The sequence below is a fragment of the Marinomonas algicola genome, from assembly GCF_014805825.1.
Lineage (GTDB): Bacteria > Pseudomonadota > Gammaproteobacteria > Pseudomonadales > Marinomonadaceae > Marinomonas > Marinomonas algicola.
The window spans coordinates 2,951,658-2,977,133 of sequence record NZ_CP061941.1; the positions used below are offsets into that span (position 1 = coordinate 2,951,658).

Annotated in this window: 26 protein-coding genes; 9 read left to right on the plus strand and 17 right to left on the minus strand. The window is 41.1% G+C overall.

The window, feature by feature from the left end; genetic code table 11:
• Positions 1 to 47 precede the first annotated feature (47 nt).
• The 7 genes from IEZ33_RS13455 to IEZ33_RS13485 all read right to left on the minus strand — a co-directional run bounded on the left by IEZ33_RS13455 (position 48) and on the right by IEZ33_RS13485 (position 8,158).
• Positions 48 to 977 carry an electron transfer flavoprotein subunit alpha/FixB family protein gene (locus IEZ33_RS13455; protein ID WP_191600549.1) on the minus strand — a complete coding sequence of 310 codons (930 nt, stop codon included), beginning with the start codon at positions 975 to 977 and terminating at the stop codon, positions 48 to 50.
• Positions 974 to 1,726: an electron transfer flavoprotein subunit beta/FixA family protein gene (locus IEZ33_RS13460; RefSeq protein WP_191600550.1), complete on the minus strand. Its 753-nt coding sequence runs from the start codon at positions 1,724 to 1,726 to the stop codon at positions 974 to 976. Before IEZ33_RS13460 ends, IEZ33_RS13455 begins: the two co-directional genes overlap by 4 nt.
• A gap of 289 nt (positions 1,727 to 2,015) precedes the next feature.
• Positions 2,016 to 2,774 (minus strand): enoyl-CoA hydratase-related protein, encoded by a 759-nt coding sequence (locus IEZ33_RS13465; RefSeq protein WP_191600551.1) that lies wholly within the window; start codon positions 2,772 to 2,774, stop codon positions 2,016 to 2,018.
• Positions 2,775 to 2,904: 130 nt separating this feature from the next.
• Positions 2,905 to 4,575: an AMP-binding protein gene (locus IEZ33_RS13470; RefSeq protein WP_191600552.1), complete on the minus strand. Its 1,671-nt coding sequence runs from the start codon at positions 4,573 to 4,575 to the stop codon at positions 2,905 to 2,907.
• Positions 4,576 to 4,698: 123 nt separating this feature from the next.
• On the minus strand, positions 4,699 to 5,013 hold the full coding sequence (locus IEZ33_RS13475; protein ID WP_191600553.1) for an SCP2 sterol-binding domain-containing protein: 315 nt from the start codon (positions 5,011 to 5,013) through the stop codon (positions 4,699 to 4,701).
• Positions 5,014 to 5,120: 107 nt separating this feature from the next.
• On the minus strand, positions 5,121 to 6,920 hold the full coding sequence (locus tag IEZ33_RS13480; protein WP_191600554.1) for an acyl-CoA dehydrogenase C-terminal domain-containing protein: 1,800 nt from the start codon (positions 6,918 to 6,920) through the stop codon (positions 5,121 to 5,123).
• 218 nt (positions 6,921 to 7,138) lie between these two features.
• A complete protein-coding gene (locus IEZ33_RS13485; protein WP_191600555.1) occupies positions 7,139 to 8,158 on the minus strand; it encodes a CobW family GTP-binding protein in 1,020 nt (339 codons plus the stop codon).
• Between the two features lie 373 nt (positions 8,159 to 8,531).
• On the opposite strand from IEZ33_RS13485, the gene IEZ33_RS13490 reads away from it, so the two are divergent.
• Together IEZ33_RS13490 and IEZ33_RS13495 are read left to right on the plus strand one after the other, a co-directional pair.
• A complete protein-coding gene (locus tag IEZ33_RS13490; RefSeq protein WP_191600556.1) occupies positions 8,532 to 9,365 on the plus strand; it encodes an alpha/beta fold hydrolase in 834 nt (277 codons plus the stop codon).
• 5 nt (positions 9,366 to 9,370) lie between these two features.
• On the plus strand, positions 9,371 to 10,288 hold the full coding sequence (locus IEZ33_RS13495; RefSeq protein WP_191600557.1) for a GGDEF domain-containing protein: 918 nt from the start codon (positions 9,371 to 9,373) through the stop codon (positions 10,286 to 10,288).
• A 150-nt stretch (positions 10,289 to 10,438) separates the two neighbouring features.
• Here IEZ33_RS13495 and folE2 read toward each other — a convergent pair whose 3' ends face one another.
• The 4 genes from folE2 to IEZ33_RS13515 form a co-directional block, all read right to left on the minus strand.
• Complete coding sequence (folE2, locus tag IEZ33_RS13500; protein WP_191600558.1) at positions 10,439 to 11,329, minus strand: GTP cyclohydrolase FolE2; 891 nt, start codon at positions 11,327 to 11,329, stop codon at positions 10,439 to 10,441.
• A gap of 82 nt (positions 11,330 to 11,411) precedes the next feature.
• On the minus strand, positions 11,412 to 12,629 hold the full coding sequence (gene zigA / locus IEZ33_RS13505; RefSeq protein ID WP_191600559.1) for a zinc metallochaperone GTPase ZigA: 1,218 nt from the start codon (positions 12,627 to 12,629) through the stop codon (positions 11,412 to 11,414).
• A gap of 343 nt (positions 12,630 to 12,972) precedes the next feature.
• Positions 12,973 to 14,670: a D-lactate dehydrogenase gene (gene dld / locus IEZ33_RS13510; protein WP_191600560.1), complete on the minus strand. Its 1,698-nt coding sequence runs from the start codon at positions 14,668 to 14,670 to the stop codon at positions 12,973 to 12,975.
• 220 nt (positions 14,671 to 14,890) lie between these two features.
• Positions 14,891 to 15,193, minus strand: coding sequence for a hypothetical protein (locus tag IEZ33_RS13515; protein ID WP_191600561.1), 303 nt, complete (start codon positions 15,191 to 15,193; stop codon positions 14,891 to 14,893).
• 305 nt (positions 15,194 to 15,498) lie between these two features.
• On the opposite strand from IEZ33_RS13515, the gene IEZ33_RS13520 reads away from it, so the two are divergent.
• Positions 15,499 to 16,002, plus strand: coding sequence for a glycine cleavage system transcriptional repressor (locus IEZ33_RS13520; RefSeq protein ID WP_191600562.1), 504 nt, complete (start codon positions 15,499 to 15,501; stop codon positions 16,000 to 16,002).
• Between the two features lie 108 nt (positions 16,003 to 16,110).
• On the opposite strand, the gene IEZ33_RS13525 is transcribed toward IEZ33_RS13520, so the two are convergent.
• Positions 16,111 to 16,506, minus strand: coding sequence for a DUF3465 domain-containing protein (locus tag IEZ33_RS13525; protein WP_191600563.1), 396 nt, complete (start codon positions 16,504 to 16,506; stop codon positions 16,111 to 16,113).
• A gap of 625 nt (positions 16,507 to 17,131) precedes the next feature.
• Here IEZ33_RS13525 and IEZ33_RS13530 point away from each other — a divergent pair.
• Positions 17,132 to 18,385 carry a D-amino acid dehydrogenase gene (locus tag IEZ33_RS13530; RefSeq protein ID WP_191600564.1) on the plus strand — a complete coding sequence of 418 codons (1,254 nt, stop codon included), beginning with the start codon at positions 17,132 to 17,134 and terminating at the stop codon, positions 18,383 to 18,385.
• A 62-nt stretch (positions 18,386 to 18,447) separates the two neighbouring features.
• Entirely contained in the window at positions 18,448 to 18,801 is a 354-nt protein-coding gene (locus IEZ33_RS13535; RefSeq protein WP_191600565.1) for a RidA family protein, read from the plus strand.
• A gap of 102 nt (positions 18,802 to 18,903) precedes the next feature.
• On the opposite strand, the gene IEZ33_RS20635 is transcribed toward IEZ33_RS13535, so the two are convergent.
• From IEZ33_RS20635 to IEZ33_RS13550, 3 genes are all read right to left on the minus strand, one after another.
• Entirely contained in the window at positions 18,904 to 19,092 is a 189-nt protein-coding gene (locus tag IEZ33_RS20635) for a fasciclin domain-containing protein (protein ID WP_206696963.1), read from the minus strand.
• 118 nt (positions 19,093 to 19,210) lie between these two features.
• Complete coding sequence (locus tag IEZ33_RS13545; RefSeq protein WP_191600566.1) at positions 19,211 to 19,660, minus strand: GNAT family N-acetyltransferase; 450 nt, start codon at positions 19,658 to 19,660, stop codon at positions 19,211 to 19,213.
• A gap of 177 nt (positions 19,661 to 19,837) precedes the next feature.
• Positions 19,838 to 20,422, minus strand: coding sequence for a class I SAM-dependent DNA methyltransferase (locus IEZ33_RS13550; RefSeq protein ID WP_191600567.1), 585 nt, complete (start codon positions 20,420 to 20,422; stop codon positions 19,838 to 19,840).
• 411 nt (positions 20,423 to 20,833) lie between these two features.
• On the opposite strand from IEZ33_RS13550, the gene IEZ33_RS13555 reads away from it, so the two are divergent.
• Positions 20,834 to 21,817 carry a hypothetical protein gene (locus IEZ33_RS13555; RefSeq protein ID WP_191600568.1) on the plus strand — a complete coding sequence of 328 codons (984 nt, stop codon included), beginning with the start codon at positions 20,834 to 20,836 and terminating at the stop codon, positions 21,815 to 21,817.
• Positions 21,787 to 22,632, plus strand: coding sequence for a hypothetical protein (locus IEZ33_RS13560; protein ID WP_191600569.1), 846 nt, complete (start codon positions 21,787 to 21,789; stop codon positions 22,630 to 22,632). Before IEZ33_RS13555 ends, IEZ33_RS13560 begins: the two co-directional genes overlap by 31 nt.
• Here the strand turns inward: IEZ33_RS13560 and IEZ33_RS13565 are convergent.
• Complete coding sequence (locus IEZ33_RS13565; RefSeq protein ID WP_191600570.1) at positions 22,627 to 22,923, minus strand: hypothetical protein; 297 nt, start codon at positions 22,921 to 22,923, stop codon at positions 22,627 to 22,629. The genes IEZ33_RS13560 and IEZ33_RS13565 overlap by 6 nt on opposite strands.
• Positions 22,924 to 23,257: 334 nt before the next feature.
• Here IEZ33_RS13565 and IEZ33_RS13570 point away from each other — a divergent pair, with 334 nt between their 5' ends.
• Entirely contained in the window at positions 23,258 to 23,671 is a 414-nt protein-coding gene (locus tag IEZ33_RS13570; RefSeq protein ID WP_191600571.1) for a VOC family protein, read from the plus strand.
• Complete coding sequence (locus tag IEZ33_RS13575) at positions 23,668 to 24,627, plus strand: 2-hydroxyacid dehydrogenase (protein ID WP_191600572.1); 960 nt, start codon at positions 23,668 to 23,670, stop codon at positions 24,625 to 24,627. Before IEZ33_RS13570 ends, IEZ33_RS13575 begins: the two co-directional genes overlap by 4 nt.
• Positions 24,628 to 24,720: 93 nt before the next feature.
• On the opposite strand, the gene IEZ33_RS13580 is transcribed toward IEZ33_RS13575, so the two are convergent.
• Positions 24,721 to 25,476 (minus strand): M15 family metallopeptidase, encoded by a 756-nt coding sequence (locus tag IEZ33_RS13580; RefSeq protein ID WP_191600573.1) that lies wholly within the window; start codon positions 25,474 to 25,476, stop codon positions 24,721 to 24,723.

Genomic DNA, 25,476 nt, shown 5'->3' on the forward strand with positions numbered 1-25,476 from the left:
AAACTAAACAAACGAATGACGACATCGTCATTCGTGCCTCAAATACATTAAAGTGATTTTTCCAACTCAGGAACGGCTTCAAACAAGTCCGCAACCAGACCGTAATCAGCCACCTGAAAGATGGGTGCTTCTTCGTCTTTGTTAATTGCCACAATCACTTTTGAATCCTTCATGCCGGCAAGATGCTGAATGGCGCCTGAAATACCTACGGCAATATACAAATCAGGGGCAACGGTTTTTCCTGTTTGCCCTACTTGCCAATCATTTGGTACAAAACCAGCATCAACCGCTGCACGAGAAGCGCCTACCGCCGCACCCAATTTATCAGCAACGGTTTCAAGCAGACTAAAGTTCTCTCCACTGCCCATTCCACGCCCACCAGAAACGATGATACTCGCCGCCGTTAATTCAGGGCGATCTGATACCGCTAACTGCTCACTAACAAATTGACACCGATCAGACACAATCACCTGATCTAAAGTAATAATACTAGCACTACCGCCTTGGTTCGCCACTGGATCAAAGCCAGTAGCACGCACTGTCATCACTTTAATCGGATCACTTGTCTTCACTGTGGCTAACGCATTGCCTGCGTAAATAGGTCTAATAAAAGTATCAGCACTCACTACTTCAATCACATCCGATAATTGCGCCACATCCAATAACGCCGCAACACGAGGCAAGAGGTTTTTACCTGTGGTCGTTGCTGGCGCAAGAATGTGTTCATAACGACTCGCAATATCGACCACTAATTTACTGATATTTTCCGCTAGTTGATGTTCATAAGCGGCCTCATCAGCAAGTAAAACACGAACAACCGATTCCGCATTAGCCGCCTGGTCTGCAACGGATTGGCAATTCATACCAGCGACGAGTACATGAATGTCCGTGCCTATTTTTTTCGCGGCGGCAATGGTATTTAACGTACTCGGTTTTAATAACGTATTATCGTGCTCGGCAATAATTAATAGGCTCATGGTAATACCTTCGCTTCGTTCTTTAGTTTTTCAACAAGTTCAGCAACAGAACCGACTTTAATCCCCGCTTTTCGTTCAGAAGGAGGAGCAACAGACACTATTTCAACCTTTGACTGAGTATTCACTCTCAATTGATCAAGGTTTTTAACGTCAAGTGGTTTTCTCTTCGCTTTCATAATATTTGGTAATGAGGCAAATCTTGGCTCATTTAGTCGTAAATCCGTTGTTACGACCGCTGGAAGGGTAACGGATAGTATTTGTAAGCCACCGTCAATTTCGCGAGTTACTTTTGCTTTTCCATCTTCGATAACCACTTCAGACGCAAAGGTTGCTTGGGGGTAATCTAATAGAGCGGCCACCATTTGCCCCGTTTGATTGTTATCAGAGTCAATGGCCTGTTTGCCCATAATGATCAAATCGGCGGCCTCTTCTTTTGCAACTTCAGCAATCAGTTTTGCTACGGCTAAAGAGTCCAATCCGTCTTCGGTTTCTACTTGAATACCTCGATCGGCACCTAATGCCAACGCCGTTCTTATTGTTTCCTGACACATTTTTGAACCGACAGAGACAACCACGACTTCGGAGGCGATTCCTTGTTCTTTAAGACGGATGGCTTCCTCTACCGCAATTTCACAAAATGGATTAATCGACATTTTCACATTAGCCAGCTCAACCGCAGAATGGTCCGCTTTGACTCTCACTTTTACGTTGTAATCGACAACGCGCTTTACCGTTACTAAAATCTTCATAAAACCTCGATCTACACTGTCTGTTAGGTTGACCCTAATGCTTCTGCCTATCCACAATTGACCCATTCGATCGTATAGTCAATCAAGTATCTGAGCCATAACAAAAGCAAAATAAGAATCACAAAATCATATAGCTATACTAGTTTCATTAAGAATTTCATCAATAACAAAAAAGCCTCAGTTCACTGACAAAAAAAATCACCTTACTCTTTTCTCAAATACATAGAAGAAAAGCTTAAAGTGATTTTATGATGTAACAATTGACTGAGGCTAAGACAATAGCCCAGAATTAACCAATCTTAGGGCGAGAGAGAAATGACTTAAAAGCCTGATGCGCTTCTTTAGATTGAAGCCGGTCCTTAAAAATCCGCCCCTCTCTCATTAAGGTCATCTGAACCTCATCTTGGAAACGATTTTTCAATAAATTTTTACTTAAAATAACCGCTTCAGGAGGAAGCTGGACGGTTTTTTCTGCAAAATTCAACGCCAATGCCAAGGCTTCACCTTCTTCACATAAGTGATTCACCATACCAATGCTGTGCGCTTCTTCAGCATCAAAAGGCTCGCCTAAAATAAGCTTTTCAAAAGAAAGCTGATGCCCTGCTAGGCTCGGCAATAGATAACTAACGGCCGCTTCAGGCACAACGCCCAATTTCACAAATGGGAAGCATAATGAGGCATTACGGGCAGAAAAGACCATATCACAATGCAATAACAGGGTTGCACCAATTCCAACAGCTCGGCCTTCTACCGCCGCATACAGTGGTTTGGGGTATTGAGAAAGTGTGCGTAAAAACGCCATTATTGGAGACATTTTATCGGGCTGCTGGGCTATTGTTACAAATTCGGCGATGTCATTTCCAGAAGAGAAATCTGGCCCCGCGCCATGAATAACAGTGACTAAAACGTCTTTTCTAGACTCACCCTCTACAAGAAACTGGGTTAGGGCTTGATACATGTCTAGTGTAATAGCATTCTTTTTAGAAGCACGATTAAAACTAATAGTTTGAATGCCATTTAAAACACTCGACTGAATAAAATCACTCATAATAACCTTCTTTTTCGTGACTGGATTTAACGGATCTAATCACCGTAAACCGCTACCCTCTTGTTGCCCACAGACATTAGGACTTAGTCGATAACGGCTACGGCTACGATCAATGTTTTAAACAGCGTCGCTACTCATCTCTTAATGCACGACGTAGCACTTTACCCACGTTTGTCTTAGGTAAATCTTCACGAATTTCAATACACTTAGGCACTTTGTATGCCGCAAGCTCTTTACGACAAAATAGACGTAGATCGGACAAATCAACTTTTACTTTAGGGTCTTTTAGAACAACAAAGGCTTTTACCGCCTCCCCAGTTTTTTCATCCTCAATACCAATTGCCGCCGCCTCTAAAATATCCTCATGAGAGCTCAAGCAATCTTCCACTTCAGAAGGGTAGACATTAAACCCTGACACTATAATCATGTCTTTCGCTCTATCAACAATCTGTATATATCCATCAGAGTGTCGTTTCGCGATGTCACCAGTAATAAAGTAACCATCTTCCGTCATTGATTCGCGTGTTGAATCCTCCCTCTGCCAATACCCTTTTGTCACCTGCGGGCCATAGACACAAAGAACACCCGCCTCCCCATCAGGAACCTCATTATTGTCATCATCAACAAACTTCAACAATGTATCATCGACTGGCACACCGATTGTCCCTATTTGCTCTTTACCTACGGGATTAAACGAAACAACTGGGGACGTTTCTGTTAATCCATACCCTTCAATAACGGTACGACCCGTTACTTTCTTCCATTCGTCTGCCGCAGAGTGGGTCAACGCCATGCCGCCAGAGGCTGTGATTTTTAAGCGAGAAAAATCCAACTTTTTAAAGTCTTCGTTATTACAAAGAGCAACAAAAAGCGTATTTAAACCCACAAAACCCGAAAAACGCCATTTTTTAAGCTCTTTCACAAACCCAGGAATGTCTCTAGGGTTAGGAATCAAAATACTATGAGCGCCACGATTTAAGAGCGTAAGCCCATGGATAAGAAAAGAATAGATATGATACATAGGTAAAGGGGCAATATAGAGCTCCTCTCCTGGAGTGCAATGATCACATAAGCGATCACCTAACTGATGCAGATTCGAAATTAAGTTGGCATGGGTTAGCATGGCTCCTTTTGCAACACCCGTTGTCCCCCCCGTATATTGTAAGACCGCAATATCTTCAGGATTTTTATGAATTATGTTGACACTTAATTGTTGGCCCTGCTTAACCGCTGTAAAAAAGTCGACTGATTTTGGCAATGAGTAAGGCGGCACCATTTTTTTAACGTACTTAACAACTGAATTAATAAGCAGTTTTTTTGGCATTGGATGAAAATCAGCGATTTGCGTGACAAATACATGCTTAATATTGGTTTTATCAATGATTGCTTCAACATTGTGAGCCATGTTGGCAAACACCACCAGCGCTTTGGCACCAGAGTCATTGAATTGATGCTGCAATTCTTTTGGCGTGTATAGCGGGTTGGTATTAACAACGATTAAACCGGCTTTTATCGCACCAAAAACGGCAATGGGTGATTGGATAACATTTGGTAATTGGATGGCAATACGATCGCCTTCTTTCAAATCGGTATTTTTTTGTAAATACGCGGCAAAGCCACTTGATAGATCATCAAGTTCACCATAAGTAATCGTCTTACCAACACTGGTAAAAGCAGGACAATCTTTAAATTCTTTACATGCTTTTTGAAACACATCGATTAACGAACGAAAATTATGTGGATTCAGGTGCTCTGGAATCCAACTTCCTGGCTTTTTCTTGGTGGAGGTGTCTTTAGTCATAGTAACGCTCCTGTTTGTTTTTTTTATAGGAGAAACCTGTTACGAACAAGCCCAACTCATGAATTCATCAAAAGTTGGGCTTAGCTTAAATTGGCTATAGGTTGGTCAGATTTCCCAATCGAATTAGTTGGGGAATATTTGCGTCAACTTAGTGGCCAACATAATATCTCCATCAGCACGGATTTTACCTTGCATGAAGGCGTCCATACCATCTAATTCACCACTCATTACATTTTTCAATGTATCTAGATCCATACTTAATGTGACCGTTGCATCATCATGCTCGCCTTCTTGTAAGACACACTTTTCATCTTCAATAACTAAATGGAAGTGATCACTATCATCAATTTCAAACTGAAAAACAGCGTCCATTCCATCGGCTTCTTCAGCGTCAAAACGTTCAACCATAGCTTCAAACACTTTCTTTGCTTCACTCATTCGGGATATTCCTATTTTATACGTTCTTAATTGGCCGCCTATCACGGCATATCTCTAAATTTTAGACAATGAATCTATTTAATCGCTGCCTTTTATTGTCGATACGCTTAGACAATAACAAAGTTTTCTTCGTCCATAGACAATAGGTTATTCGCACCTGACAGCATGGCTTCAACATGAGCCCGAGTTCTTGGCAATAAACGCTCGTAATAGAAGGTTGCGGTTTGTAACTTAGCCGTATAAAAACCAACTTCATCCGTTCCGGCATCCAATTTATTCTGCGCAACAATCGCCATATTTGCCCAGAAATACGCTAGCACAACATAACCAGAGAACATTAAGTAATCAAATGATGCCGCGCCCACTTCATCTTTGTTTCGCATGGCTTTCATGCCAATTTTCAGGGTTAAATCCCCCCATTCACCATTTAGTTTACTCAATTCGCTAATAAGAGGCTTAACACGCTTATCCCCTTTATGTTCTTTACAGAACTTATGCACAATTTTTGTGAACCGTTTTAGGGTTGCGCCTTGAGTCATCAGAACCTTACGGCCTAATAAGTCCAATGCCTGAATCCCTGTCGTCCCTTCATACAACATGGAAATGCGCGCATCACGTACATTTTGTTCCATGCCCCATTCAGCGATAAAGCCGTGACCACCGAACACTTGCAAACCTTGGTTAGCCGATTCAAAACCTGTTTCGGTTAAAAAGGCTTTTGCAATCGGTGTTAATAAAGACATCAGCTCGTCCGCCTCAGCTTTCTCATCCGCCGAGCCTTTCTTTGTCACATCAACAAGTTTAGAACAATAGTGAACAAGTGCACGTCCACCCTCAGCAAAGGCTTTTTGTGTGAGTAACATCCGACGAACATCAGGATGAACGATAATAGAGTCGGCCGGTTTATCAGGTGATTTAGGACCTGATAAAGAGCGCATTTGCAGACGGTCTTTTGCGTAAGCAACGGAGTTTTGCAACGCCCACTCACTGTGAACTAGGCCTTGTAACGCCGTTCCAAGACGAGCCGTGTTCATAAAGGTAAACATGCAGTTTAGCCCCTTGTTCGCTGGTCCAATCAAAAACCCTTTTGCCCCATCGAAATTCATAACACAAGTCGCGTTACCATGAATCCCCATTTTGTGTTCAATTGAGCCACAAGACACTGTATTTCGATCGGCAACGGAACCATCTTCCGCGACATTAAATTTAGGCACAATAAAGAGTGAAATGCCTTTCGTACCTTCCGGGGCTCCGGCAATACGGGCCAAAACAATGTGCACTATGTTGCCAGCCATGTCGTGCTCACCCGCGGAGATAAAGATTTTAGTACCACTGATTGAATATGAACCGTCATCATTTGGTTCTGCTTTGGTTTTTAAGAGACCTAAATCCGTACCACAATGAGACTCTGTTAGACACATTGTGCCTGTCCACTCTCCAGAGACCAGCTTAGTCAAATACGTTTGCTTTTGCTCATCAGTACCATGACTTTCGATCGTATTCATCGCACCATGACTCAAGCCAGGATACATACTCCAAGACCAGTTAGCAGAGGCCACCATTTCAGTAACCATCATACCAAGCGATTCTGGCAGACCTTGGCCACCAACAGATTCAGGATGAGCAAGCGCAGGCCAACCACCTTCAACATATTGCTGATAAGCTTCTTTAAAACCATCAGGGGTTGTGACAACACCATCATTAAAAGTACAGCCTTGTTGATCACCAATGCGATTCAACGGTGATAAGACACGCTCAGAAAACTTGGCCCCTTCTTCTAGAATCGCATCAACCATATCTGGCGTCGCTTCTTCTCCACCAGGTAAATTGGCATAATGCGTTGAAAAATCCAATAACTCTTCGGTGACAAATTTAATATCACGCAACGGTGCTTTATATTCAGGCATGTTCTCTACCTCATTTATTGTTTTATCTTGTCGTTACACTCATTAGTACAATGGTGCGCTTATGTATTAAGAGTGGGGTATAAAGGCAAATCTCTCAATAACAAAAGCCTCCATAATACCTGACAAAAATATTCAACAGACGGAATAAACCATTCATAATGATAGAGTAGAAAAGACTCAACTTGGCTATAATCCAATAAAATAGACTAAAAGCCCCTTCATATGAGTTTTTTACACATTTTTGAAGCCAAGCTATACCAATCTGAGTTGGCTAGACCGATCACTTCTAAGCGGCTTTTTTTTGTCCAAGGTGACAATTCCATCCTGGGTTCACCTGTAGATGCATTAACAAAAAGCCCCAGTTCATCATTTAATTTACATACCCCTTTTACACGATAGACACCATCAAGGTTGGTGATATCAGATAACATAGAACGTAACGATGATTCAGAAAACAGGACCGTATCAGACCAGCGCCAACCCGCTACCATCATAGCGTCTTGTTCCTTGACATAATGATCTTCTTTAGCAGGCGTTCTGCAAGTATTTTCATGACTGTGACTGTGATGCACATCTCGTTTTGCAAGCGACAGCGAGTCTGTAGATAGAAACGTGTTCAAGCCAATGTCTAACTCTTCTACACTCAAGCTCATCGGGTTTGAAAGGAAATAACCATCCTGCTCTTTTCCCCTACAGTATTCTTTTAAGCGTTGCGCATCTTGATCGGAATAGGTATCCACATGGCTAAATACAATACCATTAGCAGAATCCACTTGATCGTTAAAAACCTCATGCTCTACATAACGAGGATCAGAAAGATGACGAGCATCAATAACACAAAAGGAGCCTGTAACGAGCAATACATCTTGGTATTGCGTCGCACGCAGCTTTTCCAGTATCTGTTTTGGGTGCCCGAGCCCTGAAGGTTCAATTAAGATACGATCTGGATTTTGCTGGCGTATTAACTGGTTTAAACCTTGTTCAAACGCCGCCGATGTTGTGCAACATACACAACCTCCTGGCACTTCTTTAATCGCAATATTGTCTTTAAATAAACGGCCTTGTTGTAGGGAGTTTTGCAAAAGCACCCCGTCTAAACCGATATCACCAAATTCATTAACCAACACCGCCCAGCGTTCGTAAACGGGTGCCTGCTCTAATAAATGATGAATCAAGGTAGTCTTACCAGCGCCTAAAAACCCTGTGATAACGTTGACTTTAATGCCTTGGTAACGCATAAAATACCTTTTTATTTTTACGATAAATACATGCTTTAACAGCACTGACTTAAAGTTACAGACTGATCATAAACGTGCCGAAAATAGAACTTGATCAACGATTACCAGCGGCTTTTATTGAGTGAAGATTCTAATGACATTAAAAAAAATAACAGCCTTAACTCATTTTTCTTATTTAAGATGGATAAACACCCACCTTCAGTTCAACTCTCTTACACTAAATCACATTATTCACAAAAAACATGACTCTTACAAAAACACTTACTATCCTATTCATATACAATAAATGAGATAAGACCTAAACAATAAATTTGAATTATTCTGTTACCAATGTTAATAAGGATATCACCAAACCATTATCACGGTATTGCCTATGTATGATCAAACCAACGTATTAGCACCAGAAGCCATTATTAAACGCAATAACGTTCAGATATCTGGAGAAGGAGAACAAACCATTATTCTTGCTCATGGTTTTGGCTGTGATCAAAATATGTGGCGCTTCATTAAAGCCGATTTGGAAAAGCGGTTCAAAGTCGTCGTATTCGATTATGTCGGTAGTGGTAAATCTCAACTTTCCTACTACATACCAGAACGCTATAAATCATTAGAAGGTTACGCTTTAGATGTCATTGAAATCTGTGATGCACTTTCACTAGAAAACGTAATTTTTGTTGGTCACTCTGTGAGCGGCACCATAGGCCTATTAGCGTCTCAGCAACGAGAAGATCTATTTTCAGATATCGCATTAGTTTGTCCCTCTCCCTGTTTTTTGAATATTAAGCCGGAATACTTCGGTGGATTTGATAAAGAAGACTTAGAGGAGCTGGTTAACCTAATGGATAAAAATTACATCGGCTGGGCAAACTATTTAGCGCCATTGGTTATGGGGCAGTCTAATCCTGATGAACTGGTTGAAGAACTAACTGACAGTTTCTGTTCTACCGACCCTAAATATTCAAAGCCTTTCGCAATGGCTACTTTCTTCTCAGACTATCGGGCTTTACTGCCTAGCGTAACGTCTTCTTGCCTTGTTTTACAGAGTTCAAATGATTCTTTAGCCGCTGTAGAAATAGGGAAGTATATGGAGTCAAACATTCCGCAAGCGACATTAGATATTATCGATGCAAAAGGCCACTGCTTACACATGACGGAACCTCAAAAAGTTCTGCACAGCTTATTAAATTTTCTAGATGATGCCGCTTAATCCATATGATAAACAGTTTTTCATGTGGATTATTTATCAGTAACATCAATGAAAGACACATTGAGTACGTCAATGATAATATTTGTCGTACTCTTTTATACGAAGAAAGCGATTTAATAGGCTTAGATGTTAATGAAATATTCACCAAAGCTTCGCTGATTTTTTTAGAAAGTTACGTCTACCCTACCTTATTAAAAGAGCATGAGCTTACTGAGATTCAATTAACCATCCTGACAAAAGAGAGAGACAGACTGCCAATTGTCGCCAACATCAACATTCAAGACAACATCATTTTTTGGTCTATCTTCACCGCCGTAAAACGAGATAAACTGTACCAAGAACTGCTAGATGTTAGGGATAAGCTTGAGCACCAAGCTGAAAAACTTGAATTGGCCGCCACAACAGATTACCTAACTCACCTACTCAATCGACGATCAATAATCGAAAAAACAGAAAGCCTGATTAAAAACACGTGTAGAAAAAGCCCAGCCTTATCTTTAGCTATGATAGATATCGATTTTTTTAAACAAATTAATGACCAGCATGGTCATGTAAAGGGCGATGAAATTTTAATTGAAGTCGGAAAAGCATTAAATCAAGTTTGTTTAAAGCAAGACCTAGCGGCCAGGTGGGGAGGTGAAGAGTTTTTAGTTGTTTTTTATGGTCCAACATTTGAAGAGACTAAACATCTTTGTCAAAAAATACACAAGAAAATACATGAAATCAAACTTTCTGATCAACCGTTAACGGTCAGTATTGGCGTTGTCACTTATCATCTTGATCATCACACTAACACAACCTTAGATGACATCATTGAAGAGGCCGACCAACTAATGTACCAAGCTAAAAATAATGGTCGAAATCAAACGAGATCTCGTCAAATTCTCAATGTTAAAAGCGCGAAGAATACTCTAGCGCTTTAACAATGAAACAAACACAGTAATGGTCTTGTGTTTTATTCTAACAGGAAGCGACCTAATTTCTTAGAGATCATCCACTCATCTGCCTCCTATGATAATAGCCATCGTAACGCGCACAGCAAAGGATCATGTATTAGATAGAAACCTAGGCATTTATAACCAAGCAACCGCATCATGCGGATGTAAACTTTCCAAATGACGTACATGCACTTTAGGCGCTGCAAATAGACCATTAAGTTTCGCTTGAATTTTACGTGCGGCATCTTCGACAAACATCAAATTTTGGCCGTTTAACGCCGCAAAGGCCTGTTCATCCGATCGTTTTACTGAGGTTTGTAGTGGGGTTCCTAACGCACTTTCAATGCAATTTATTAATGGTAGTAATGAAAAAGTACCTATGTTGCTGGGCACATCTATACTAACAACCGCTTCACTGCGCTGACTATGGGCTGTTGCTAAGGTCGCATTCTGTCGAAGCCATTGAGCAACCGTGTTTGAAGTTAGGTTCACTTGATTCCCAAAATCATCCAGAAACCTCTGCTCGACTAATTGTCTCGATAAGGCCGCTGAGCAAGGGCAAGTTGAGGAATATTCCACGGTCACAGTGGCTTTGATCGTTAACACGTTTTTCACTATCTTAGAGACAATACAAACAGGATACGCTTTCCAGCCAGATTCCCCCTGAGTCACTAGCGCCGGACGACGAATCAATAAATCAAAAGATAACCGCAGTCGAGCACTGTCTGTATGGCAATCTTGATGAGTTTCAATCATGGCGTGTAACAGCGTTTCTAAACGATGAGGAGAAAGTGCTTTGCCATCACTTAAGGTTTCCAGTAACCGATAGAGCCTCGACATATGAATGCCCTTTATATGGGCCGCAGGCAAATTCACTTGAACATCGGCACTCGCATGTAGCTCTCTTTTATACTCAGCGTCTATGATAGTAATAGGTATATCTATGCCCTGCATTCCGACCCATTCTAAAGAGGATTGATTGGACGCTTTATCGGAAATAGACACATCAGGAAGTAAGTTATTCATTCGTTTTTTATTCCTAAGATGCACTTCTTAAGAGTATAAAAAGTGCAGCAACATCAGATTATTAATATAAAAAGCAAACCGATCAAGCCCATTCGATAAATGGGTTCGGCCATGTTTTCCACACCTTGGCGCCTTGAGAAAGCTCCTCGTTTGTTAACAAACAACGATCCAAAGACGAACGTAAAGCGCCTTCATCCATGTCCATTCCAATTAACACCAACTCTTGACGGGCATCCCCCACTTTGTCGTCCCACTTTTCATAAATCCAATCAATGGACTCTTCATCTGTAGGCCAATTTTCTTTTGGCACAGAGACCCACCAATAACCCGCAGGAGCATGCCTTGCTGCCGAGCCAGCTTGCGACCAGCTGCCCGCTTTGGTTGGATCGCTAGCCAACCAAAAATAGCCTTTTGAGCGAACTACACCCGGCCAATCTTGATTAATTAAGTCGTAGAAACGCTCTGAATGAAACGGTCTTCTCGCTTTATATACAAAGCTACTGATTCCATATTCCTCTGTTTCTGGTACATGGGTTCCACGAATTTCTTGCAACCAAGCCGGTGCTAAAGAAGCTTGTTCAAAGTCAAATAACCCAGTATTTAATATTTGATCCAGTGGTACTTTACCAAATTGCGCTATGTAAATTTTAGCCCGAGTATTCAGGCTAATAAGAATGGCCTTTAAACGATCACCTTCTTCTTCGCTGACCAAGTCAATTTTGTTTATGACAATGACATCACAAAACTCAATTTGCTCAATCAATAAGTCAACGACCGTTCGGTCATCTTCCTCCCCTAACGATTCCCCACGCTCTTGCAAACCATCTTGTGAACTGTAATCACGAAGAAAATTAAATGCATCGACAACGGTAACCATGGTGTCAAGTTGTGCAACTTCATTTAAACAACGACCATCTTCACCTTCAAATGTAAAGGTTTCAGCCACAGGGAGCGGTTCAGAAATACCCGTAGACTCAATCACAATTTGATCAAACGTTCCCTCCTTTGCCAATCTCTCCACCTCGATTAATAAATCTTCTCTGAGCGTACAACAAATACACCCATTACTCATCTCAACCATTTTTTCATCAGTACGGGATAATTCGGCACCACCCTCCCTGATCAAGTTGGCATCTATATTGACCTCACTCATATCATTAACAATAACAGCAACACGCCGACCTTCACGGTTCGTCAAAATATGATTAAGTAAAGTCGTTTTACCTGCCCCAAGAAAACCTGAAATAACCGTTACTGGCAGCTTTTTTTTCTGCTCGATCTTCTCTAGATGCTCACTCATATACTCCCCCTACATTATGAAACAACAAAAAAAGAAATGTTATATCATAACATTTAGAATTAAAACCAATACTCAATTAAATAAATGGTAGAACCATAGAAAACAAGCAGTAGACAGGGAAAAGTAAGCTGTTATCAATACAGAGTCGGCAGCCCATAGAGACGTAAGAAAGCAAGAAAATGTTTATCGAGCCAAACACCTTAGTATTTCAAATAACGTTTTATGACACAGAAGCGGATCCGCTTCTGTGTCAAGCCAAAAATCAAACCAAATCGCGTAATGCATCCAATAAAGTAAACGTCGGAAATTTCTCTGTAATATAAAATAAACGAAGTATATAAAACTATTGCCAGTGCTTACCTCTTGCAGTTTTACCAATCCCAGGGTTTAAACTATTGGTTGGGTCATTGTCTTGATAGAAGCGTTTAAGGGGTTCTTTCGCGTTATAAAGCTGTCCAACATTATGCTCTGCTGGGTATTCGGCTCCCTTTTGGTCTAAAAAGGCCAATAATTGATCTTTCACATTTTTTTCATCAACACCCACTTTTAAAAAGTAATCTTGATGCATAACATGGCACATAAAGTGACCTGTGTAGAGTTTTGCTTCGATTAAGTTATCAATCTCGGCTGGTAGTGTTTCAAACCATTCGGTTTCATTACGGCGTAAAGCAATATCCAGAGACAGCAAGTCACCAAATTGAGGATTCAATGTATGGTAACGTTTGGCGGCACCGCCAGCGACAAATCGATTGAGGAAAGCTCGTTTACCTTCATCATCCGTACATTCGAAATAGTCACCTTCATTCTCATCAAAGAACTTACCTAAATAACCTTCTGCTTCAGCTATACCATCATCTGACATTTGCAACATCAAGTGATGCTCATATTGGTCTCGATAATCACGAATTTTCTTCGGTATATGGTCTGGAAATAAATTAGCCATGGCTTGCAACGCCTTATCAGTCAGATTTTCAGGTAAAATAGGCAGTTTATTAAAGAGACGATCTATCTTATTTTTCAGTGAAAATAATTTAGGCATATTTTCACTGCCAAATTTTTGTATCACAATAAATGAATCCTTTCCGTATTTATCGCACACATCAAAATAGCTTCGGTGAACATACTCTCCTGCAACAGGAAGGTGTTTAAAGCCGCTTAAAATATCTCGCCTTAAGCGTGTTAAGGTATCGGTGCTATTGGTGCCGATATAAAACACTTTCTCTTTTTTTACCTTTGGAAAAGTATCCAAGCGAACAGCAAAAACAATCAGTTTTCCTGCACAACCAGAGGTTTCATACAAGCGTCGGCTATCATTGTTAAATCGAGAAGGCGTGTCAGCATCAACATCTCGTACCCGTTCTTGATACTCCTTATCGCTGGCGGCTCGTTCAGGGTATTCAATGTCTTCTTCTTTATAGGCCTTATATTCTAACGTATTCAATATTTCTTCTGGATCTTCTCCCAAATTAATACCAAGATGATTAACAAGGGTTAATTGTTGGTTTTCATCAATACGCGCATAAAGTGCCATTTCAGTATAGGCTGGACCCCGTTGAATCAATGCACCACCAGAGTTGTTGCACACGCCGCCAACAATGGATGCGCCTATGCAAGATGATCCGATCACAGAATGCGGCTCACGATCATACACTTCCAAAGCCTTCTCTAATTCGTACAAACGACTTCCGGGGAAAGATACCACTTGCTTGCCGTCATTTATCAAATGTATTGATTGCAATTGGGTTGTGCTAATAATAACCACATCTCGATCGTACTCTCCATTAGGTGTCGAGCCGCCCGTCAAACCGGTATTCGCCGCTTGCATAATTATTATGATATCGGCTTCAACACAGTTTTTAGTCACTCCCCATAACTCAATGAGAGTAGAAGGAATAATGACCGCTAAGACCTTGCCGCTACCAAAGCGAAAGCCTTTTGCATAACTCGCCGCTTTTTTATCATCAGTAATAACGTTTTTATGGCCCACTATTTGTCGCTGAGCCATTAAAAAGTCATTTAAATTAACGTCATTTTTATCCATTGAACTACTCGTTTTAAATATAAATTTGGCGTGGTAAGGTGCGAATACGTTTTCAAAAATTCAGTATTGAGGAAAATCATCCCACAAAGAATGCCGTACTTGCCTCCTAGATAAACTAAGGATAAAGCAGGAGCCCATGTCAAAACAAGAATCTTTCTTATTTGCAGAAATAATTCTAGGATGCTGTATTATCTCATGTTAATAACAGATGGAATGGACATTAGAACCCTCTATAGCGCTTCACAAGCACATCGTTTACATACAAGTCGTAACAATGAGGCCGTATACCACCAAATATCATTGGTCGTATTCGTTCTAATCGAATATGATGCTTTTCATTTATACCCACAACAAAATCAAAAGTATCATTGCGTTTTATTAACACGTTACCGCCTGATCGTGTCGGCTTTTTTAAATTTCTCATTTCACCATTTTCTACATAAAAAAGATGGCCGGTAATCCAATTTCTCTGAACAATAAGGTGGGTTGTTTCCGTTTCGCCTAAGGTAACCGAGAGGTTCATATTTAATCCAATTTAACGACTGATGATACTTTAAAACGAACAGTATAAATCGATAACGTTCACACGTCTTTCTCTCATTTCTGCGTAGTCGCGTAGTCCTCTTCTAGTACCCATTATTCTACGTTCTAAGGAACGTAAATAAATCACCATGCACGAACAAGATGACGTTATAAGAGAGTCAGCATTATGCCTGATGCCTTCTAAACCTACTTTACAGCCCCGTAATTATTCACTAAATTTAGTGATAAAGTGTTACGCTCTATGCGTGAGTAAGTTCTGTAAAATAATTCTAAAAGAGAGTTTATATGTCACAACATTTGGTTTTAAGCTTTATTGGGGACGATCAACCAGGGTTAGTTGAACGTTTATCTGAAACCATTACACGCCATCATGGCAATTGGTTAGAAAGTCGAATGGCGCATTTAGCCGATAAGTTTGCCGGTATTTTAACCTTGTCTGTTCCCCTGGCGTATCAGGATGCGCTGATCAATGAACTAAAAGATTTTGATAAAATTGGTTTGCATGTGACCGTAGAAATAGCCAACTCAGCCTCGGAAGAGATGGAAACTCTGTCCCTTTCTGTGGTTGCCAATGATCGCCCTGGCATAGTGCAAGAGGTTTCTCAGGTTCTACACGCTCTTTTAGTGAATGTAAAAGAGCTCAGCACGACTTGTGAGCCCGCACCGATGAGCTCCGACATGCTGTTTCGGACCGATATGGTGTTGTCCATCCCTAAAAGCCTGCCGTTAAATGAACTGGAGTCCGCATTAGAAAATATCAGCAGTGACCTCATGGTTGAACTCACCTAAGTTCTCACTAGAAAAATACGGTAAAGATAAGCTTTTATTAAAAAACGGCCGAACATGATTGTCTGTCTTTTAATAAAAGCGTTGCCCCTCTTGAATACTAGATGAAATTTATTCAAACACACGCCCAGCGTACTCTAACCAACCATGAGCATGTTTATTTCCTGGGTCGCGATGAGTCCAATGGATTACACCACCTTTACTATTCCATTCATATTCACCATAGAATGCAACTCGATCACCAAGCTTCAAACCATCCAACCGAGGTGCTAAATCAATGTTATGCGCCACCAAAAGGGTTTGATTACTATCGAGTCTCAGGATGAATTTTTGATGCCTTGAACCTTTATTATCATCAGGAAGTAATCGAGACACCGTTCCAGAGCCACGAATTTGAATGTCACTCTGGTGTGCTTCGTAAGCTTGCTTAAGTTGATTGTCATTCGCCTGCACATTCACTGCGCCTAAGCAAAGTATGGATAAAAATAGAACTAAGATGTGTTTCATTTTCGTTGCTCCTTTGATGAACAGTCGTTGCGTTCATGGCTCTCGTGTTTAGTTGTTTTTGGCGAAATTATTGATCACCAAAGGCCATGAACGTTCCCTTCTTGCGTTAACCAATTGTTATTTATATGAAATTCTTGGGGGTACCTCAGGTATAGACCCACTTTTATAGACAAGGTATAGCGATGTAATTCTAGTTCAAAATCAATGAAATACAACATGCAAAAAATTTAAATCAAGAGTGAAAAAAGTGATCTAACGTGATTGAGGATATCCGTTCAGCGTTAGCCTTAAAAGCCTGAATAATTGGATAACTCAACATAGTCAACCTAACAGAAACCGAAAAGTAGAACATTCATACTGTTTAACCTTGGATGCCTTAATGGATTTTTGCATGCTAAACAAAACAACCTAAATTCAATTATTTTCTCTATCACACTCAGTTTAATAAGCCTTCTTACGGTATATAACATAATAACCAATCAAAAAAAACACTAAGCATAAAAAACTTAATATAATTAAATATATAGAATATACAACCAAAAATCACGCATTAATTAGTTATTAAAACTTAATAAATAGCACTAAAATAGTCAAACTAACTATCAATAAATACGGTTTCTTTATTATGCATATTTGTATTCTTGGTTCAGGCGTAATTGGGTTAACTTCAGCGTATTATCTTGCAAAGAAAGGAGCTAACGTCACAGTTATTGACCGCCAGAAGGGCCCCGCACTGGAAACTAGCTTTGCAAACGCGGGACAGATCTCACCGGGTTACTCCGCCCCTTGGGCGGCACCAGGCATACCGTTAAAAGCGGCCAAGTGGCTCTTGCAAAAGCACTCGCCTTTACGTCTTAGCTTATCACCTGATACCGATAAAATTGCTTGGATAGTTAAGATGTTAGGTCAATGTAACGAGTCAGCTTACAACACCAATAAATCACGTATGATGGCTCTTGCAGAATACAGTCGTGATCAATTTATTGAGATGCGCGACCAGCTCGGTATTCAATATGACGACCGTCAGCAAGGCACGCTACAATTGTTCCGCACTCAAAAACAAGTCGACGGTGCTCTAAAAGACATAAAAGTATTGGAAACATTGGGGGTCGCGCACGAAATGCTCAGCGCAGCCGAATGTACGGCAATAGAAACAGGCCTTCGACCAGTGGAAAGTAAGCTAGCTGGTGGGTTACGTTTGCCTGGCGACGAAACCGGTGACTGCTACGTATTCTGCGAAAAGCTAAAAAAAGAATGTGATGCGTTGGGCGTAACATTTCAATTTAACGAAAACATTCAATCTATCACTAAATCTGGTTCACGGGTTACAGGTGTAGCCACGAATCAAGGCGAACAAACATTTGACAAAGTGCTGGTCTGCTTAGGCAGCTTTTCAACCAAACTACTTAACACCATTGGAATAAAGCTCCCAGTGTACCCTGTTAAAGGCTACTCATTGACGGTACCAATTACAGATGTTCAATACGCTCCAATCTCGACAGTGATGGATGAAACGTATAAAGTCGCTGTAACACGTTTAGGCGATCGTATTCGAGCAGCGGGCACAGCCGAACTTAACGGTTACAATCTTGATTTGCCAGAATCTCGCACCAACACCATTAATCATGTAGTCAGCGACTTATTTGGTCAAAGCTGTGACTTAGACAAAGCCGAATACTGGACAGGGCTGCGTCCAATGACGCACGATGGCACACCTATTATTGGAATGACAGACCTACAAGGTCTTTACCTTAACACTGGTCACGGCACATTAGGCTGGACTATGTCATGCGGCTCTGGTCAGGTAATTGCAGATTTAATGCTTGGAGAACACCCAAAAATTGACACCCATGATCTGTCAATTAAACGTTATCAATAAGGGCTCGACGAAGAGCCCTTAAATTTAAAAAATAATGAATAAAGTGACAAACAGGAGAACCTATGTCTATACAACGTTACGAAACAAAGGCTCGCATGAGCCGCGCCGTTGTCCACAACAATACTGTGTATCTATGTGGTCAAGTAGCTGAAGATCGCACTCAAGATATCACTCATCAAACTCAAACCATGCTAGCAAAAGTCGACGATTTATTGGCGTCGGTTGGCAGTGATCGTGAACACCTTTTATCCGCCACCATTTACGTTAAGGACATGAGTCTGTTCGCTGAAATGAATGCTGTATGGGATGCCTGGGTACCTGAAGGACACGCTCCTGCACGCGCGTGCGTAGAAGCCAAAATGGCCTCACCAGAATTACTCGTTGAAATTTCAGTTGTCGCCGCCCTTAAAACTTAATTCAACAGAAGCCAGCGGTGTATTCATTTCCTCACAGATAGCAGGACACCATTTTGCTATCTGATTTTAATCCGCTCGTTAAAAAGCAGAATACAAATAATTTTATACTCTGCTTTTATCGTTTAAACTTAACTTACATTCTTTAGGTAATAGAACCTTATCGATTACATGAATGACTCCGTTACTTGCTTCAACGTCAGCTATAGCTACTTTCGCGTCATTAATCATCACATTACCATTACTGGCTTTTACTGTGACAGCTTGGCCTTGAACCGTATTCGCACTGTTCAGCTAGACCACACCCGCCGAAGCTACCTTTCCGGAAACGACATGATACGTAAGCCTAGCCACAAGCTTATCTTTGTTTTCTGACTCTAGCCGCATTTTACTTTTAAGCGTCATACAAAGTTTACAAACTTAAAAAATAGTTATAAACGCCTGTCTCTTTTTTATACCCAAGTGATTCATACAAAGACTGAGCGTTAAGGTTATCCTTAGAGGTTTCCAGAGCAATGCCTTTAGATTTTGTTTCAATAGCAAACAATTTAGCGGCCTCCATCAACTTTTTAGCGACACCTAAACGTCTAGCAGAAGGTGACACATAAAGATCATTTAACACCCAACTGGCCTGAGCCGAAACGGAAGAAAACATTGGATACAATTGAGTGAAACCCAATACATTACCATTTTCATCATACGCATAAAAAATAACAGAATCTTTGTTTGTTAAACGATCAAAAATAAAATTCTCGGCTAAGTCTACATTGCTATCTTGCTGATAAAAAACACGATAAGAATTAAATAACTCACTAATTTCCTTTAAATTTTCGATTTCAGCCTTTTTGACACTAATACTCATTTTCTCTCCTAAGGACAAACTTTGATATTAAACATTCGCTTTATTTGACCTATTTTATCTCATCCTTGAAGTTAATTTTTACAGTTTAGACTGTGGTCAAAGTGACACCTATAACGCAATGATATAGCGGTATTATTCGGCGCAAAAACTGTAATGTGTCCTGTTTATTAACCGTTATTAAGCATTCTTACCGATTGCCATTAAAACAGGCCTATCACCTTTGGAACTACTCATTATAAAAGGACAATTCACCCTAATATCTACAAAACCATTTGCTACAAATGCTTGCTTAACCCTTTTGTCCGAAAGACCCATACCAGTTGACTCTTCATCAGAGAGCCAGTCCCATTGGACAAACACCCCACCTTTTTTTAGTAAAGATTTTAATACAATCAAAGTCGCTTCATAATCAGGTAAGAAACTGCAAACAGACGACGCCACGATTAGATCAAATTTGCTTTTTAGTTCTGGGTGGTTTTGCACTAACTCTTTGGATAGATAATCTGAGATAGACGAGACATTATTAAGCGCTTTTTTATCTAAATGCTTTATCATCTCTGAAGATGGATCTATCGCAACAATACGTTTAACCTCTGGACTCATTAGCTGAGTTAAGGCGCCTGTACCACAACCAAAATCAAAGACAGTAAGGTTATTAAGATCGATATTCTCTAAAAGCTCGGAAAATGCTTTTTTTGCATACGTTTCAACAGAGGGATCTACATCCCATTTTTCTGCATACTCATCCCACTCGTTACTCAAAACACGCTCCATAAATTCATAGTTTATCTAAATGCCTAACTATTTTTAGTAGTGCTCGCTGACACATTTATCCACAACCTGTTATTTCTGGTGCGGACATTCTTATCCATTGATAGTAAAACACTTTTTGTATTGCCGCTATTACAATTCAAACAACACATGAGCATTAAAATTACTAAACAAGCAAAATCCCTAAACCCTCTCTTCTTTCAATCGCTCTAGCCGCCTCATGGTGCCTTTATGGTCGTGTGGATTAAAGACCAGACACTCAATTTTGTACTATGATCGTATTAAACGTCACATTCACAATTGTATGAACCACCGTATACCTGCAATGTGGCAAAAAACTTGCTCAAGTTTCATTCAGCTCGGCCGCTAATAGAGTACAGATTCATAAAAGGGACTTTAAAGATGGCGCATATATCAGTGACCGGTATGAGCAATACGAATGTGACGATGAGGTTTTACTCATCCAACCAATCAAACCAATCTCAACTCAGCAATGCCTCCTCTTCTGGGTTACAAAACGCAGTAGTCGATCTAAGTTCATCACAGGTTCTACAAAGTGAGCGTGATATCTTAGAAGAGTCTTCCTTTTCACTGATTCGTCCGAAAGGCGATCCGTATAATCTGTACCAAGATGATCCCGAGCTTAAAGAAAAAGCAAAGGCGCTTGCTGAGCGCCTTGATGGTCCGATACATGAGGGCAATGCGGGCCACTTCTTTTATCAAAACAGTATGCGAGATTTCCTCCATGCCGACGTGCTAACCGACCCGGAGTTTCTGGATTTGGCGGAATCCATGAGCGATGACGAACTAGAGGATTTATCCATCACGATTAAAGCAATGGTTCTGCCAGCGTCGGCAAATTACACAACCCATAATGAAGCCGACCGTTCTTATCAAAATAAAGTAGCTAAATTTATGGATGCCTTGAAAAGCAATAATACTGTTGAGCGCAGTGCCATATTAGAACAATCTGCCAAATACGCTGAACAAGTCGATGTCGATGCCGCCACCAGCTTTAAACAGAATGTCTTCGGTCAAAAAATCACTCAAATCAAGTTTGATCCCTACCGCAGCGATACCTCCGCCAATAATCTGCACAACTATGTGACGGCGATCGTCGCCACAGACGACCCCAGCGCTTTAACCGAGCAACTTGGACACATGAACGATGAAGCACAAAGCGGTTTACTCAGCGTTTACGGTTTGGACACAGCTCTAGGCGACCGCTTAGCCCAGCTAGCAGGGCCAAAGGGCAACCAATTGCCCGACTCCTTGCTTGGTGCATTGGGTGATATGGTCGACTCAATCAAAATTTCTGAACTGGTGTCTCAGGTCAAAAAAGACTTTGGCATTGCTTGGCATGGCATGGCAATGAAGCCTTGTTAAAAGACAATGAAGAAAGCCATGGTCGAGAGTTTGCCTTGGACTCGGTAACCAGCATGATCAATATGTTGGAACAATACGACTTTTCTGAAGAACAACTAGAGACCATGGGAACCGAACTGAGCGGCTTATCGAACCCAGAAAAACGCGCTTACATCGAGATCACCGCCACAGGTCTCGATGATATGCTGCAAACCAAGGTGAGGGATAACGTCAACAAAAAGAACCTCGATGAGGCCATTTCCGTAGTGAGTGAGCTGCGCAATAACCAAAATGTACTCTCACTGGTCAACGGCGCTCGCTACCATGATGTCACTCTGATAGAGCGCCCTGACATCGAAGAAGGTTTGACGGTGATCGCATTAGAAGGCGCGGCCGTGTTTAAAAACCTCGACAGTGCCGTGAATCAGTCAAGAATACTTTTAGGCGCCACCAAAAGCCAAGCCAACATGGTTAACGGCCACTCGGTAAAAGGTCATGAATCGGAAAATATATACAGCGCAAAAACCTTCGACGTTTATAAAAAAGACGTTGGCAACCTAGTCAGCACGCTCGTGGCGTTTGAAAGCGCTCACAGTGACAGTAGCGCCACCGAGAAAATGTCTCTTAATGCCTTCACAGAAACGTTAGCGAACATGCACTCGGGCATTCGTGATGAAACCTTACAGCGCGTCAGCGATGAAATAGTAACGGACTCATTCCGCAATAAAGTGACTGAAAACACTCAACTCGCGTTTTTATCTAACGTTGTACAAAAAATGACGTATGAAACACAACGTGACTTCGAAGAATCAGCCAATGGCGCAATCAGGTCATAACGTAACCCTCCAATCATAAGTGGTGACTAATGCTGGACATCCAATCTTATAAATTAGAAACAACATAAAATCCTCTAATTCAAACAACAAGCATAACGCTCCTCGACAGGCGTCCTCCGATCTTTCTGCTAATTCTAGGACATAGTCCGGCATGGTATCGCCTCGAGAGTATTGTTGCGTAAATAAGGTGCCTTTATGCAAAGCGTGCCAACGCCTCAACACCTCATGAGATGACCAATTTTTGGCTTGTTTTTCATCAACATGCCGCACAATATGCAAGTGATTACTCATCACCACATAAGCACAAATATCGATAGAAAAGGTCTGAGCTAAGAATAAAATTCGCGCCTCGATCCACCCACAACGGTGCGCAAAGCGCTTTGCAGTGACCGAGTCTTCACCACATAAAAAAGCACGGCGAACGCATCGACTGATGCAGTGCTAATAAGGTGTGTCAGACAAATTGACCTGTTGGCTTCTTGCCCTTGGCATACGTGATCCTCATCCTTGAGTTTGGTTCTTTCCAGTTTAGACCGTGATAAAAAAACATCAATATCGTTATGGGTGGCCTGTAATATTGCACTACAATATAAGCCGCTAATTTCGAATAAAAAGGAAATACACTATGTCATCTATCTTTCACTTAGCGTTTAATGTCACCGACTTAGAAATAGCCTGCGACTTCTATTCCAATACATTAGGCTGTAAACAAGGACGAAAAACTGATACTTGGGTCGATTATAATTTTTTTGGACATCAGCTGTCCCTTCATCTAGGCGAGCCGTTTCATATAGAGCCTACCGGAAAAGTAGATAATATCGCCGTTCCCATGCCACACTTTGGAGCCATTCTTCCCTTAACACAATGGAAAGAATTGGCCATAAAACTGCAAGCACTCAACATCACTTTTATCATTCAACCCAGTGTACGTTTTGAGGGGCAAGCAGGCGAACAACACACCATGTTCTTTAGCGACCCTTTTGGAAACCCAATAGAATTTAAAAGTTTTGCCAATACAGATAGGGTATTTCAATCATGAGCCCCATTGTTTTCATTCATAGCATGGATACGGTAAATCAAGAACAATGGCTTGCTCAATTCAACCTACTTTTACCTAATGAAACCATTGTTTTAGAACATCAATTAACGGATGAAGAAGCCTCTCGAGTTGAATTAGCGATTGCCGCTAACCCAAGCGTAGAGGTATTAGCCCGTTTTCCTAACTTAATTTGGGTCCAGAGTTTATGGGCCGGTGTGGAAGCGATGGTACGTTCCTTTCGATCCATTAATATGGCTAAAGCACGCCCAACCCAATTGGTCAGACTGATCGACCCGACTCTTGCTAATACGATGTCAGAAGCGGTGCTGACGTGGAGTTTGTATTTATATCGTAATATCCCTGAATACCTAGCCCAACAAAAGCAAAACATGTGGCGACCCATTCCCTACCCTGTGATTGAAACAGTGCAAGTGTCTGTATTAGGCACAGGAGAGTTAGGCATAGCGTCAATGAATGCATTAGTCAATCAAGGGTTCAGTGTCAACAGTTGGAGTAGGAATCACAAAGACATTGCCAATGTCTCCCATTACTCTGGTAAAGAAGGATTGGTTTCTTTACTAAAAAAAACAGACATTTTAATCTGCTTACTTCCTTTAACCGATCACACCCAAAAACTGCTCAATAAAGAAACGTTGGGGCTCCTTCCTAAAGGAGCAAAACTGATCAACTTCGCCAGAGGTGGAATAATCAATCACGATGATCTAACAAGCCTACTCGATGCCGGTCATCTTTCACACGCCGTATTAGATGTTTTCGAAGAAGAACCCCTTTCAAAAGACAGCCCGCTGTGGCAACACCCAAAGCTATCCATTTTGCCTCATATCTCAGCGACTACGAATGTCGACTCGGCTTCAAAAGTGGTTGCAAACAATATTAACAACTATCGTAAAAACGGTACGATTCCAAGCTCAGTAGATTTAGAACGAGGTTATTGAGAAAGGTGCCAGTGTACTAACTGTAGAGGCCCTAGATAACAAGGATTATCTAGGGCCCTTTGTTTTTGAAATGTCTACGAACTCAGCATAAAGCTAAATGAAGCCATTCTCTATAATTTCACTTTCCCATTGTTTAAGAATGTCTCTTGGTCGAGTAACGCCATACATCGCTTTCTTGCTTTCAGACCGATATGCCCATAACTGGTTTCCAAAATCATAATGCCACCACTCACTTGGTAGGTTAGTAAAACCTACTTCGATCATGGCATTATAAAGAATTCGACGATTCTCCTGCGACGCTTTATCACTCCAACTGGGCGTTTCAAGTGCGTCTGTCCATGAGTACTGACTCGCTTCGTCGAAGTGAGTCCCCATATCTAAAAAACGCCCCATGTCGTCGCACAATGCCACATCGACTGATCCCCCAGTAAGGTGAGGGCTAGGAGCACTGATATCGGTACTAGGAGGCGAGACTAGACTCTTCGCCTTTTCATGCAAGTAGTTTTCTGAATGGTGAGGAAACGACTTCTTCAAAATATTAATTAAAGTATCAAACAAATATTGCTGTACAGAAAAAGGACGCCAACCATCAAGCACCACTAACCTGATACCAGAAGGCATTAGGTCGATCACTTGATGTAATTTATCAAACACACTTTCGCGTACAAAACACTCAGGAATGGCATTGGCAATGCCCATTTTTGCATAGAAAGGGTAAGTCACTAAACGATTCGAGGTGCTTAACGGGATCAATACTTCACCGTTATCTTCAATAGTAATTTTCCTGTAATTATTCCAAGAAAAACCATTCGACGGAGGAATTTGATTTTGTGCTATAAAGCGGCTCAT